The following is a 14,705-nucleotide window of genomic DNA, read 5'->3' as shown; positions in this document are numbered from 1 at the left end:
GTGCCACCGGCCGCACGCCACCGCCCCGCTGTGCGAGTGCGCGGGCCCTACGACGTGACGGGTCCAAGGCGCGGCCGGCCTTCGGCCGCGCCTTGGAAGGAGAGGAGTGCACGAGGCCGACCGCGTCCCGTTCGAACTCCGCGGGGCGGTTCTTCCGCTTCTACCTCCCCTCGGAGAGTTCGAGGAGGGCTCGTGCGTAGGCGTCGGCCAGGGCGGCGATCGTCGTGCGGTCGTACTGGGCGGCGGAATACGACCAGCTGATGGTGAGCCGGCCCTGCTGGACCAGGGCGCCGACGTCGATCAGGTGGGGGCGGGCCTCGTCGAGGTCGTAGTCGCGGCCGGCGACGTCGAGTTCGCCTCGGATCAGCCCGGCGTTCTCGGCACCGCCCGCCATGTCGAAGCGGCCCAGGTAGTTGAAGCTGATCGGCGGATGCGGGGCGTCCGGGAGCAGGCCCTCGCCGAGCCGGGTCAGGGTGCCGTGGCCGACGCCGTGGTGCGGGACGTCCCGCAGCCGGCGCTTGACCGCCCGGACGGTCTCCGCCCAGCCCGCGCCGGCCGGGGCGTGCACGGCCACCGGGTGCAGGGCGGTGAACCAGCCGACGGTGCCCGACAGGTCGATGTCCTCGAAGAGGTCCTCCCGGCCGTGGCTCTCCAGCGCGACGACGTGGTCGGCGTGCCCGGTCCAGTCCGACAGGACGCGGGCGAGCCCGGCCATGAGCAGGTCGTCGATCCGGGTCCGGTAGCGGCCGGGCGCGGCACGCAGCAGCGCGTCGGTCTGCGCCGCGGTCAGGGTGACCGCGACCGCGTCCAGCTCGGCCCCGGTGTTGGGGGCGTCCGGACGGTCCACCGGGAGGGTTCCGTCGGCCGCGTGCGCGGCGTCGGCGGCGGCCCGCCAGTGCTCCAGCTCCATGTCGAACCCGCCCTCGACGACGTGCTGTTCCAGCCGGCGGGTCCACTGCCGCACCGATGAGGTGCGGGGCCGTACTTCGACCGGCTCGCCGGCCGCGGCCTGCGCGTAGCCGGCCTCCAGGTCGTCCAGGAGGATCCGCCAGGACACGCCGTCGACGACCAGGTGGTGCGCGGTGAGCGTCAGCCAGGGCGCGCGGCCGGGGCCCCGGTCGGCGTACAGGACCCGCAGCAGCGGTCCGTCGGACAGCCGGAATCCGGCCTGCGCGGCGCGGACGACGGCGTCCCAGCGGGCATGGCCGTCCGCGTCGTCCACCGTGCCGGTCAGATCGTGCACGGTGAACACGGCGTCCGTGTCGATGTCCCCGGGGGCCGCGACCCGGCCGGTCCAGTGGCCGTCCTGGCCGCTCGGCCCATACGTGGAGCGCAGCGCCCCGTGCCGGTCGAGCAGGGCCCGCACCGCCGCCCGCAGTGCGGCCGGATCCGCGTCGGGGGCGAGGACGAAGGAGTTCGTCATGGCGAAGTGGGCGGGGGCGACCGGGTGCGTGGCGAAGAACCAGCGCGCGATCGGGGTGAGCGGCAGCTCGCCCGTCTCCGTCTCCTCGGCGGTGCTCGTGGGGGCGGCGGTCTCGCGGGCGGCGTCGGCCTCCGCGGCGAGGAGCGCGACGGTCTGGCCCACGAACACGTCCCGCGAGGACAGTTCGAGGCCGGCCCGGCGGGCCCGGGAGACCACCTGGATGCTGAGAATGGAGTCGCCGCCGAGGTCGAAGAAGCTGTCGTGGATCCCGACCTCGTCGACCTTCAGCACGTCCGCCCAGATCGCGCAGAGGGTCCGCTCGGTGGCGGTGCGCGGGCCGACGCGCCGTTCGTCGGCTCCGGAGTCCGCAGGCGCCGGCAGCGCCCGGCGGTCCGTCTTGCCGCTCGAGTTGACCGGCAGCGCGGGCAGGGACGCGTACGCCGACGGGAGCATGTACTCGGGCAGCGTCCGGGCGAGGTGGGCGCGCAGCTCCTGTGCCGGGACCGGGTCCGCCTCGCGGGCGGGCACGGTGTACGCGACGATCCGCTTCACGCCGGGCCGGTCCTCCCGTACCGCCACGGCGGCCTGGCCGACCGCCGGGTGGGCGGTCAGCGCGGCCTCGATCTCGCCGAGCTCGATCCGCAGGCCGCGGATCTTGACCTGTGCGTCGGCGCGGCCCACGTACTCCAGCCGCCCGTCGGCCCGCCAGCGCACCACGTCACCGGTGCGGTAGAGACGCGCGGCGCCCTTCGGATCGGCCGGGTCCGGGACGAACCGGACGGCCGTCATACCGGGACGGCCCAGGTAGCCGCGGGCGACGCCGGCGCCGGTCACGTACAGCTCGCCGGGGACGCCGACCGGGACGGGCCGCAGCCGGCCGTCGAGCACCGACACCTTCGTGCCGGCGACCGGGCCGCCGATCGGCGGGACGGACGCCGGGCCGACGGGGGCCGGCGGCAGGGCGCCGCTGAGGGTGGCGACGACGGTCGTCTCGGTCGGCCCGTACGCGTTCAGCATCCGCCGGCCGTCCGCCCACCGGGCGACGAGGTCGGGGGTGACGGCCTCGCCACCGGACAGCAGCGTCCGCAGGCCGGGCGCGCGCCCGGCCGGGATGCTGCCGAGGGCAGCCGGCGAGATGAACGCGTGCGTGACGCGTTCGCGCTCGAGGACGTCGGCGAGGTACTCGCCGGCCAGCGGGCCGCTGGGCAGCGGTGCGCCGGACGCGTCCCGCGCACCGGGGTCGGTGGGCAGGACGAGCGCGCCACCGCCGACGAACGCCATGAGCAGTTCGAGTACGGAGGCGTCGAAGCCCGACGAGGCGAGCTGGAGGAACCGCCCGCCGCCGGCCGCCGTCCGGTCCGGTGTGCCGTCGATGTCCCGCACGGTCGCGGCGAGGGAGGCCAGACCGGTGTGCGGGACGACCACGCCCTTGGGGCGGCCGGTCGAACCGGAGGTGTAGATGACGTACGCGGCTGCCGTGGTCGGCACCGGTACGCGCACGGGCGCGACCGCCCGGCCGAGGGCGGGGTCGTCGACGGTCAGGACCAGCGGCGTGGCGGCACCCGGACGCGCGGGCCCGGAGGCGAGTGCGGCCGCGCCGGTCCGGTCGGTGACCAGGACGGCCGCGCCGCAGTCGGACAGCACGTAGTCCAGCCGCTCGGCGGGCCAGGCCGGGTCCACCGGGACGTACGTGCCGCCGGCGCGCAGCACCGCGATGACCGTGACCACCCAGTCGGGGGTGCGGGGCAGCAGCACCGCGACGCGCGTTTCGAGCCCTGCGCCGCGGGCGCGCAGCAGCGCCGCCATCCGGTCGGCCCGCTCGTCGAGGGCACGGTACGAGATCTCCTCGCCGCCCCACGCCAGCGCCGGTTCACCGGCGTGCGCGGCGGCCTGCCGCGCGAACCAGTCTCCGAACGCGACCGGCGCGGAGCCGTCCCCGCCGGCGCCCCAGTGCGCGGCGCGGCGCGCCTCGTACGCCGACAGCGGGGCGACGTCCGCGAGGGTGGCGGCCGCGCCGGAGGTCAGCTCCCGGATCATCCGGGCGAGGTGTTCGGCGAGCCGTCGCGCGGTGACGGAGTCGAACAGCAGCGGGTCGTAGGCGAGGTCCATGCTCAGTCCGCCGGCCTCCCCCTGCCCGCCGCCCGCGATCAGGGTGAGCGGGTAGTCGGTGGCCTCGACGGCCGTGGCGTCGCGCAGCACGACGCCGTGCCGGGCCGCCGCGTCGGCGTCCGCCGGATAATTCTCGAACACCACGAGGCTGTCGAACATCGCGGTCCCCGCGGGGAGTTCGGACTCGATGTCGCTGAGCGCGACGTATTCGTACTGCCGGGCCTCCACGGCCCGCTCCTGGATACCGGTCAGCCAGGGGACCACCGGGGCGTCCATGGGCACGTCGACGCGGACCGGCAGGGTGTTGATGAACAGGCCCAGGGTGTTCTCGGAGCCGGGCAGTTCGGCGGGCCGGCCGGAGACCGTGGCACCGAACACGACGTCCTGCGCACCGCTGTGGTGCGCGAGCAGCAGCGACCACGCGCCCTGGACGACGGCGTTCGGCGTCAGCCGGTGCCGCCGTGCGAACGTCCGCGCCCGGTCGGCTTCCGCGGCCGGCAACGGCACCGGCACCCGCTCGGTCGAGCGGCCCGGCCGGCCGCGGTCGGCGGGCCGGTCGCAGGGCAGCGTCACCGGCTCGGCGAACCCGGCCAGCCGCTTTTGCCAGTAGCCGCGGCCCTCGGCACGGTCCTGCCCGGCCAGCCACTCCAGGTAGTCCCGGAACGCGCCGCGTGCCGGTACCGGGGCGGCCGTGTCCGCGCCGGTCTCCGCCGCGTACTCGGCGATCACGTCCGACAGCAGGGAGGCGCTGCTCCAGCCGTCCAGGAGCAGGTGGTGGAAGGTCCAGAGGACCTGCACGGAGCCGCCGGGCAGGGTGGCCAGGGCGAGCCGGGCCGGTGGTGCGGCGCCCAGGTCGACGCCCCGTTCCCGGTCCTCGTCGAGCAGTGCGTCGAGCCGTGCGGCCCGGTCGTCCTCGCCGGAGCAGTCGGACCAGTCGAGGAGGTCGGTGGTCAGCGGCGCCTCGCGGTGCACGAGCTGCACCGGACGTCCGACCTCCTGCCATTCCACCGACACCCGCAGCGCATCGGTGCGGTCCACGATCCGCTGCCAGGCGCGGGCCAGGGCGGGCGCGTCGGCCACGCCGTCGAGGACGCAGGCGAACTGCTCCAGATAGGCCGCGGAGCCGGGTGCGGCGAGGGTGTGGAACAGCATGCCCTCCTGCAGCGGGGTGAGCGGCAGGACGTCGGTGACGGTGCGCCCGCCGCCGACGACCCTGTCGACCTCCTCCTGGGTCAGGGCGACCAGCGGGAAGTCGGCGGGCGAGCAGCGGCCGGCCGTGGGCTCGGCACAGTGCGCGACGAAGTCGGCGAGGGCCGTGGCGAAGGCGTCGGCGAGCCCCCGCACGGTCTCCTCGCGGTGCAGGCCCGGCGAGTACGTCCACGAGAAGACGAGCCGGCCGTCCTGGACGCCGCCGACGACCTCCAGGAGGTGGGTGCGCCGTTCGCGGCCGCCGCGGTCGCCTCCCGCGTCGGGCAGCTCGGCGCGCAGCAGCCCGCCGCCCGGGGCGTCGGGCCCGGCGGCCGGGACGTCGAACTGGCCGTGGTAGTTGAAGCTGACCGCCGGCCGGGGCGGGCGGGGGCCGCCGTCGCGCAGGGCGAGCGCGCCGTGGCCGACGCCCCGGTCGGGCACGGCCCGCAGCAGCTCCTTCACGGCGACGACCTGGTCCGGCCAGCCGCCCTCGGGCACGGGCAGGGCGACCGGGTAGAGCGAGGTGAACCAGCCGACCGTCCGGGTGAGGTCGACGTCGTCGAACAGCTCTTCGCGGCCGTGCCCTTCCAGATCCACCGCGATCCGGTCCCGTCCGGTCCAGTCGCCCAGGGTGCGGGCGAACGCGGCGAGCAGCACCTCGTCGACGCGCGTGCGGTACACCTGCGGTACGGCGTGCAGCAGCGCCGCCGTCTCGCGCGTGCCCAGGGCGCACAGCAGGGTCCGCTCGGCGGCCACGGTGTCGTCGCCGCCGGGGGTGTCCAGCGGGAGGGCCGTGTCCGCCCCGTCGAGGGCGGACGCCCAATGGGCAGCCTGGCCGTCGAAACCACCGGCGGCGGTGTGCGCGGCGAGCCGGTCGGCCCACTGGCGCACGGAGGTGGTCTTCGCGCCCAGGTCGGGCCGGGCGCCGGTGCGGGCCTGCCGGTAGCCGGTCTCCAGGTCGTCCAGCAGGATCCGCCACGACACCCCGTCGACGACCAGGTGGTGAGCGGTGAGCTGGACCCGGGGGCGCGGCCCGGCTCCCCGGGCGACGAGGACCCGCAGCAGCGGGGCTCGGTCGAGCCGGATGCGGGAGGCGGCCTCGGAAGCGAGTACGGCCCAGGCCGCCTCGGCGTCGGGCGCGGCGGAGAGGTCGTGTTCCTCGACGACGGAGGCGAGGTCGGGCAGCTCGGCCACGGGAACGATGCGGGCGACGGGCGCGGCGCCGACGGCGGCGGTGAAGACCGTGCGCAGGGCGTCGTGGTGGGCGAGGACCGCGCGGACGGCGGCGCGGAGAGCGTCCATGTCCAGGTCCTCGGCCAGCTCGAACGCCATCGACATGGCGAAGTGTGCCGGGTCCTCGGTGTGGGTGGCGAAGAACCACTCGCGGATCGGCGTCGCCGCGACCGCGCCGGTGACCTCGCCCTGTTCGGCGAGCACGGCCGGCACGTCGCCGTGCCCGTCGGTCCCCGCGATGTCCTTGAGTGCGGCGAGGGCGGCGACGGTCTGCCGGGCGAACACGTCGCGGGACGACAGGCCGAGGCCCGCGCGGCGGGCCCTGGCGACGACCTGGATGCTGAGGATGGAGTCGCCACCGAGGTCGAAGAAGTTGTCGTGGACGCCGACCCGCGGGACGCCGAGGACTTCCGCCCAGATCGCGGCCAGCGTCTCCTCGACCGGGGTACGCGGAGCGACGTACACGTCCGTCGCCTCGGGCGCGGGCGCCGGCAGGGCGGCCCGGTCGACCTTGCCGTGTTCGTTCAGCGGGATCGCGTCCAGTGTGGTGAACGCGGACGGAACCATGTACTCCGGCAGCGCCGCCGCCGCGTGCTCCCGCAGCTCGGCCGCGTCCGCCCGGCGGCCCGGCGCGGGCACCACGTGGGCGACGAGGCGCAGGGGCGCGCCCGGCCGGTCGGCGAGGGCGTCCACGACCACCTGGGCCACGGCCGGATGGGCGGCGAGCACGTGCTCGATCTCGCGGGTCTCGACCCGGAATCCGCGTACCTTGACCTGTCCGTCGCCGACCCGCCGCAGGTACTCCAGTGTGTTGTCGGCGCGTCGGCGCACCAGGTCGCCGGTGCGGTAGAGCCTGCCGCCGCCGGCCGGGTCGGCCACGAAGGACGCCGCCGTCGGGCCGGGACGGCCCAGGTAGCCTCGGGCGAGCGCGGCGCCCGAGACGTACAGCTCGCCGGGGACGCCGACGGGAACGGGCCGCAGCCAGCCGTCGAGGACGTGCACCCGCGCTCCGTCGACCGGGCCGCCGATGGGCGGGACGCCCGTTCCGGCGGCGAGCGGCGTGCTGATGGTGGCGCAGACGGTGGTCTCGGTCGGCCCGTACGCGTTCAGCATCCGGCGGCCGGGCGCGCAGCGGTCGACCGTCTCGGCGGGGCACGCCTCGCCCGCGACGGCCAGCACCGGGGGCAGGTCGGCCGGATCGAGCGCGCCGACCAGCGCGGGCGGCAGAGTGGCGTGGGTGACGCCTGTGGCGGCCACGACCGGACCGAGCCGGGCGCCCCAGTCGGCGTCCCGCCCGCCGGGCGTCTCGTCGACGACGAGGGCGGCACCGGTCAGGAGCGCCATGGACAGCTCCCACCAGGAGGCGTCGAAGCCGGGTGAGGCGAACTGGAGCACCCGGGCGCCGGGTCCGGCACCCAACCGCTCGGTCTGCGTCCGAGCCAGGGCCGCGAAGCCCGCGTGGGTCACGGCGACTCCCTTGGGGCGGCCGGTCGAACCCGAGGTGTAGATGACGTACGCCGTGGCGTGGACGGGCACGTGCACCCCCGGATCACCCGGGTCCTGCGCGTCGAGCGCCCGCAGGGTGTCGGGGTCGTCGAGCAGGAGCGTGCGGGGGTGGGGGGAGGCGGGTGCGCCCGCCGGAGCGGCGAGCGTGTCAGTGGCGGGGGCTCCCGCCGGGATCGGCGAGGGGGTGGGAAGGCGGTCGCGGAGGGCGGTGCGGGTGAGCAGCAGACCGGCGCCGCTGTCGGCCAGGATGTGGCCGATCCGGCCCGGGGGGTAGCCCGGGTCGACCGGTACGTAGGCCGCGCCCGCCTTCAGGACGCCCAGCACGGCGACGACCTGGTCGACCGAGCGCGGCAGCAGGAGCGCGACCCGGGACTCCACGCCGACGCCCGCGCCGATCAGGAGCCGCGCGAGCCGGTTGGCGCGCTCGTCGAGCTCCCGGTACGAGAGCGGGGTCTCACCCGGCGCGGTCGCGCTGATCAGCGCGGGTGCGTCGGGCGTCCCGGCGACGTGGCGCCCGAACAGGGCCGGAGCGGAGAGCGGGCCAGGGGCCGGGACCGCCTCGGGCATGACGGATTCCGCCGTGGTGGCCGGGCCCGGGGGCACGGTGGCCAGAGCATGGACGGGCGCGTCGGGCGCGGCGGTGAACAGGGCCTCCGCCAGGACGAGCCAGTGCGCCGCCATGCGGGCGACGGTGTCGGCGTCGAACAGGTCGGTGTTGTACTCGACGCCGGCGCGCAGCCGCCCCCCTTCCTCCAGGAAGCCGAAGGTGAGGTCGAACTGCGCCGTCGTCCGGCCCAGTTCGACCGGCTCGACACGCAGGCCCGGAAGGTCGAGGTCGGCGGCCGGGGTGTTCTGGAGGCTCACCATCGCCTGGACGAGCGGGGTACGGCTGGTGTCCCGCTCGGGGGCGAGCTCCTCGACAAGTCGGCTGAACGGCACGTCCTGGTGGGCGAAGGCCTCCAGGACCGTCGCGCGCACGGCCGCGAGGTGGGCGGCGACGTCCCGCGATTCGTCGACGTCGGTGCGCAGGACCAGCGTGTTGACGAAGAAGCCGACCAGGTTCTCCCAGTCCGCCCGTTCGCGGCCCGACACGGCCGTGCCGAGGGCGATGTCGCGCCGTCCCGTCCAGCGTGCAAGGAGCAGCTGGGTGACCGCGGTGAGGCTCATGAAGAGGCTCGTCCCGTGCGCGCGGCCGGATTCGCGGAGCCGGGCGGCCACGGCCTCGGGCACGTCGAAGGAGTGGAGCGCCCCGGCGGTCGTCCGGACGGCCGGGCGCGGCCGGTCGGTCGGGAGGTCGAGGGGCACGAGGCCGCCGAGCCGCTCCTTCCAGTAGTCCGCCGAGGTGGTGGCTCCGGCACGCTGCTGGAGGGCGAAGTCTGCGTACTGGAGCGGAAGTTCGGGAAGGTCGGCGCGGGCGCCGCGTACGGCGGCGGCGTAGAGGGCGCTCAGTTCGCGGGTGATCACACCCATGGACCAGCCGTCGGTGACGATGTGGTGCATCGCGAGCACCAGTACGTATTCCGCCGGGCTCGAGACCGGGTCGTCCCCGTGGCCCGTGGCGGCCCGCCGGACGAGGAGCGCGCGGAACAGGGGCCCGTGGCGCAGGTCGAAGGGCCTGACGGCCTCCTCGGCGAGCAGCGCGTCCAGTGCGTCCTGTCCGGTGACGTCCACGACGCGGAGGCGGGCGGCGGAGGCGTCCGCCACGGCAGCCGGCTCGTGCACCACCTGGACGCCCCGGCCCTCGACCGCGTCGAAGGTCGTGCGCAGCGCCTCGTGCCGGGCGACCAGGGCGGCAAGCGAGAGATGCAGGGCCGTCAGGTCCAGGGTGCCGGTCAGGCGCAGGGCCTCGACGACGTTGTACTCGACGGTGGTGTGCCCGAACTGGTCGAGGAACCAGAGGCGTTCCTGGGCGTACGAGAGCGGGAGCTGTCCGTCGGACGGGCGCGGAACGGCCACGGGCGACGGTGCCGCCGCGGTCGCTGGGGCGAGGGAGGCGGTGAGCGCGCCGACGGTCGGGTGGTCGAAGAGGGCACGCGGGGAGAGGGCGACCCCGAGGGCTTCGCGCATGCGCGAGACGACCTTCAGGCTGGAGATCGAGTCGCCGCCGAGTGCGAAGAAGTCGTCGTGGACACCTACCTGTTCGAGGCCGAGGACGTCGGCCCAGATACCGGCCAGGGTCTCCTCCGCCGCCGTGCGCGGGGCGACGTACTCCTCCGCGGCATCCGTCTCGGGGGCGGGCAGGGCCTTGCGGTCCACCTTGCCGTTGGCATTCAGCGGCAGCGCGTCGAGGACGACGAACGCCGACGGAACCATGTACTCCGGCAGCAACGCGGACGCATGGGCCCGGATCTCGGCCGGGTCGACGTCCACGCCCTGTGCGGGGACCAGGTAGGCGACGAGGCGCTTCGTGCCGGGCCGGTCCTCACGGACCTGCACCGACACCAGAGCCAGGGAAGCGTGACGAGCCAGGACGGTCTCGATCTCGGCGACCTCGATCCGGAAACCCCGGATCTTCACCTGACCGTCCCCACGCCCGAGGAAGTCGAGCCGGCCGTCCTCCCGCCAACGCACCAGGTCACCCGTGCGGTAGAGGCGTCCGCCCCGGCCGAACGGATCGGCCACGAACCGTTCCGCCGTCAGATCCGCACGCCCGTCATAACCACGCACCAGACCCGAACCACCCAGATACAACTCACCCACAACACCCACACCCACCGGACGCATCGCCGCATCCAGAACATAGGCGCTGGTGTTGTCCATCACCGCACCCAACGGCACTACGGACGCCCGGGTGTCCCCCACCCCGACAGGACCACACACCGCGAACGTGGTCGACTCCGTCGGACCATAGACATGAACCAGCCGCGTCTCCGGGCAGTGCTCCAGCATCCGCCCCATCGCCGCACCCGACGCCGCCTCACCACCCGTCCACACCTCGCGCAGACCCGCGAAACACCCCGGATCCTCACCCGCCAGCAAATCGAACAACGCCTTCGTCATGAACACCGAAGAAACACCGGACACCACGGCATCCCGCACCACCGACGCACTCAGCTCCGCCTCGGCAACGACCACCGTGCCACCGTTCAGCAACGGCACCCACACCTCGTACGTCGCCGCGTCGAACGAATGCGGCGAATGGAACAACACCACATCATGCGCACCCGACCGCCACCGGCCATCAGCCACAAGCGCCACAATGTCACCGTGCGTGACCGCCACACCCTTCGGCACACCCGTCGACCCCGACGTGAACATCACATACGCCAACGACTGCACCGGAACCCGCCCCGGCAGCGCCACACCACCCGGCGCCTCCTCGGAGACCCCCACCGTCGCAACACCACCGACCTCGGGCACATCCCGGTCGGTCAGCACCACCCGCACACCGGCCTGCGACAGCACCTGCCGCAACCGCTCCTCGGGATACGAGGCATGAACGGGCACATAAACTCCGCCCGCCTTCAACACCGCCAGCATCGCCACGACCACATCCGCCGACCGCTCCAGAAGCAGCCCGACCCGGGACTCGGCCACGACACCACGCTCGACCAGAACACCCGCCAAACGATCGGAGGCGGCGTCCAGCTCCGCATACGTCAGCGCAGCACTGCCGCAGCGCACCGCCACCGCCTCAGGGGCAACGGCCACACGACGCGCGAACACATCCACCACCGAAGCAGCCCCGTCGAACGAAGCCACCGCACCCCGCCCCGACTCCCGCACCCGAGCAGACTCACCCACACCCCACATCGGCACCTCGCCGAGCACCGCACCCGAAGCCACACTCGCCACCAGCCCCTCGGCCAGCCCGAGCCAATGCCCCGCCATCCGCTCCACGGTCACCGCATCGAACAGATCGGTGCTGTACTCGATCGCTGCCGTCAGCTCCTCGCCCTGTTCCTCGAATTCGAGCATGAAGTCGAAGGGCAGCGCGTCCCTCTTCACCCCCATCGGTTCCAGGGTGAGACCGGGAAACTCAGGGGCGTCCTCCGTGGAGCTCTGCAGCACGATCACGGCCTGGACCAGCGGCATGCGGCTCGGGTCGCGCTCGGGGGCCACGGCCTCGACCACGCGGTCGAAGGGCACGTGCTGGTGGTCGAAGGCACCGAGGACGGTGTCCTTCACTTCGGTGAGGAAGTCGCCGAACGTGGCGGTCCGGTCGATCCGCGAGCGGAGCACGAGGGTGTTCACGAAGAACCCGACCAGGTTCTCGAGTTCGGTGCGGTCCCGGCCCGACGTGGCGGTGCCGAGTGCGATGTCGTCCTGGCCGCTGTACCTCGACAGAAGCAGCTGGGTGACGGCCGTGAGGGTCACGAAGAGGCTGGCGCCCCGTTCCCGTCCCGCCGCGGCCAGCCCTCGGGCCAGCTCCGGCGGGACCTGGAAGGCGTGGACCGCGCCCGCGGAGTCGCGCACGGCCGGCCGGGGCCGGTCGGTGGGCAGCTCCAGGGGTTCGAGCCCGGCGAGGCGTTCGCGCCAGTAGCCGAGTCCGTCCACCGCCGCCGAGCCCGCCGCGGCGACCTGGTCGCGCTGCCAGACGGCGAAGTCCGCGTACTGGATCGGGAGCGGGGCGAGGCCGGGCGCCGTGCCCGTCGTACCGGCGGCGTAGCACCGGGCGAGTTCGCCGACGAGAACGTCGAGCGACCGCCCGTCGGTGACGATGTGGTGCATCGCGAGGAGAAGGGCGTGCTCGTCGTCGGCGACGTGCACGAGGCACACCCGGACGAGAGGGCCCTCACGCAGGTCGAACGGGGTGAGCAGGCAGGCGCGCAGGAGATCCTCCGCGCCGCCGGTCCCGGCCCGCCCGGTCGCGTCGAAGTGCTCGATCGGGACGGCGAGCGTGGGGTGCACGACCTGCACCACGCGCCCGTCGACGGAGGCGAAGGTGGTGCGCAGCGCCTCGTGCCGGGCCACCAGCGTGTCCACGGCCTGCTGGAGCACGGTGACATCGAGTGCGCCGCGCACCCGGAGCGCGAGCCCCGAGTTGTACTCCGTGCCGCCCGGCCGGAACTCCTCCAGGAACCAGAGGCGTTGCTGCGCGAACGAGGCCGGGAGCTCCGCCCCCTCACCCCGGGCGACGGACGGGATGGCGTCGGGTTCGACCGCCGCCGCGGCACCGGCCATGCGTGCGCGGAGCAGTTCCTGCATGTGGGCGGGCAGGGCGCTGATCCGGCTCTCCCGGGACGGTTGCGTGCTCATCTCGCGTCTCCTTGTGACACCAAGAAAAGGGCGGGGCGGAGGGTTGGGGTGGGGCGGGAGGTGGGGGAAGTGGTGACTGCCGCTGGGGCCGTCACCCCTGGGCCACGTCTCGCAGACCGGCGACGAACGCTTCGGCGAGGGCCGCGATGGTCTCCTCGTGGTGCACGGCGGCGGAGTAGTACCAGGTGACGACGAACCTGCCGTCGTCCACCGCGGCGACCACGTCGATCAGGTGGTTCCGCTCCTGTTCCGGTCCGTGTTCCTGGCCGCCGACCGCGGCGGACTGGTCCAGGAGCCCGTCTCCGGTGCCGGACGCCGTACCGAACTGCCCCAGATAGTTGAAGCTGATCAGCGGGTCGAGGGCGGGCACGAGGTCGGGCGTCTCCGCGAGGTGGCGGAGCGCACCGTAGCCGACGCCGCGGTCGGGGATCGCGCGGAGCTGGCGCTTGACCGCCCGCATGATCCCCGCCCAGTCCCTCCCGGCGGGCAGTTCGAGCGCCACCGGGTACATCGCGGTGAACCAGCCGACGGTGCGGGTCAGGTCGACGTCGTCGAACAGTTCCTCGCGGCCGTGGCCCTCCAGGTTCACGGCGGTCCCGTCCCGTCCGGTCCAGCCCTTCAGAGTGCGGGCGAGGGCGGCGAGGAGGACGTCGTTGATCTGGGTGCGGTACCGGCCGGGCACCTGGTGCAGCAGAGCGTGCGTCTCCTCGGGGGCAAGGGACATCGACACGGCGGCCTGGTCGGCGACCTTGTTGCTGCCCGTCGGCATGTCCAACGGCAGGTCGACGGTGGCCGCTTCCGCGACGGAGCGCCAGTACGCCGTCTGGTCGTCGAAACCGCCCTCCCGTACGTACGCGGTGAGCCGGTCGGCCCAGTCGCGCACGGACGAGGTCCGTGGCCCGAGGTCCGGTACGACGCCGGCGACCGCCTGGGCGTAGGCCGTGGCAAGGTCGGCGAGCAGGATGCGCCACGAGACGCCGTCGATCACCAGGTGGTGCGCGGTGATCAGCAGACGGGCGGGGGCGTCGCCGTCCGGGCCGGTGCCGACGACCGCGCGGACGAGCGGGCCGGCGGCGAGGTCGATCCCCGCCTGCGCCGTGACGACCGCCTCGTGCCAGGCCTCCTCCGTGCCGTCCGCGGGCAGCGGGTGCACGGTGAGGACGGCGTCGAGGTCGATGTCCGGGGCGATGCGTCCGGTCCAGGTCCCGTCCACTCCCTGTACGAAGGTGGAACGCAGCGCGTCGTGCCGGGCGACGAGAGCGCCGACGGCGGCCCGGAGGGCGTCGAGGTCGGTGTCCCCGGGCAGCACGAACGCCAGGGACATGTTGAAGTGGCCGGGCGCGACGGGGTGCGTCTCGAAGAACCACTCCCGGACGGGTGTGGTCGCGACCACACCGCTGACCGGCTCCTGCCGCGCCGTCCCGTCTCCCACGCCCTCCGTGCCCTGCGCTCCGGCCAGGTCCACTTGCGTGGCGAGGGCGGCGATGGTCGGGTGTTGGAAGACGTCGCGGGAGGAGACGGCGAGTCCGGCGCGGCGGGCGCGTGAGACGACCTGGAGGCTGATGATCGAGTCGCCGCCGAGGTCGAAGAAGTTGTCGTGCACACCCACGTCCTGAAGGCCCAGGACCTCACCCCAGACCGACGCCAGAACACGCTCCGTGTCCGTCCGCGGAGCAACACGGGCATCCTGGTCGGCGGTGAACTCGGGCGCGGGCAGGGCCTTGCGGTCGAGCTTCCCGTTCGCGTTCAACGGCAGCTCCTCCAGCACCACGAACGCAGACGGAACCATGTACTCCGGCAGCGCCGCAGCCACATGCTCACGCACAGCCCCCAAGTCCACATCGGCGGTGGGGCCGTCGGTCACCAGGTACGCGGCGAGGCGCTTGATGCCCGGCCGGTCCTCACGCGCCACGACCACCGCCCGCGTCACCGAACCGTGAGCACACAGCACGCTCTCGATCTCACCGAGCTCGATCCGGAAGCCACGCACCTTCACCTGGTCGTCACCACGACCCGCGTACTCCAGAGTGCCGTCCGCACCACGACG

Annotated in this window: 2 protein-coding genes; both read right to left on the bottom strand. The window is 74.1% G+C overall.

The window, feature by feature from the left end; translation table 11 throughout:
* Nucleotides 1-160: 160 nt before the first annotated feature.
* The gene (locus ACFCV8_RS31195) at nt 161-12,658 is read right to left on the bottom strand and encodes an amino acid adenylation domain-containing protein (RefSeq protein WP_376688849.1); all 12,498 of its coding nucleotides are present in this window, start codon (nt 12,656-12,658) and stop codon (nt 161-163) included.
* 91 nt (nt 12,659-12,749) lie between these two features.
* Nucleotides 12,750-14,705, bottom strand: a 1,956-nt coding sequence (locus tag ACFCV8_RS31190; RefSeq protein WP_376688848.1) for a condensation domain-containing protein, incomplete at its 5' end; no start/stop codon positions are given.

It is taken from the genome of Streptomyces sp. NPDC056347, assembly GCF_042262625.1.
Classification (GTDB): domain Bacteria; phylum Actinomycetota; class Actinomycetes; order Streptomycetales; family Streptomycetaceae; genus Streptomyces.
This window is presented reverse-complemented; position numbering and strand designations above follow the sequence as displayed.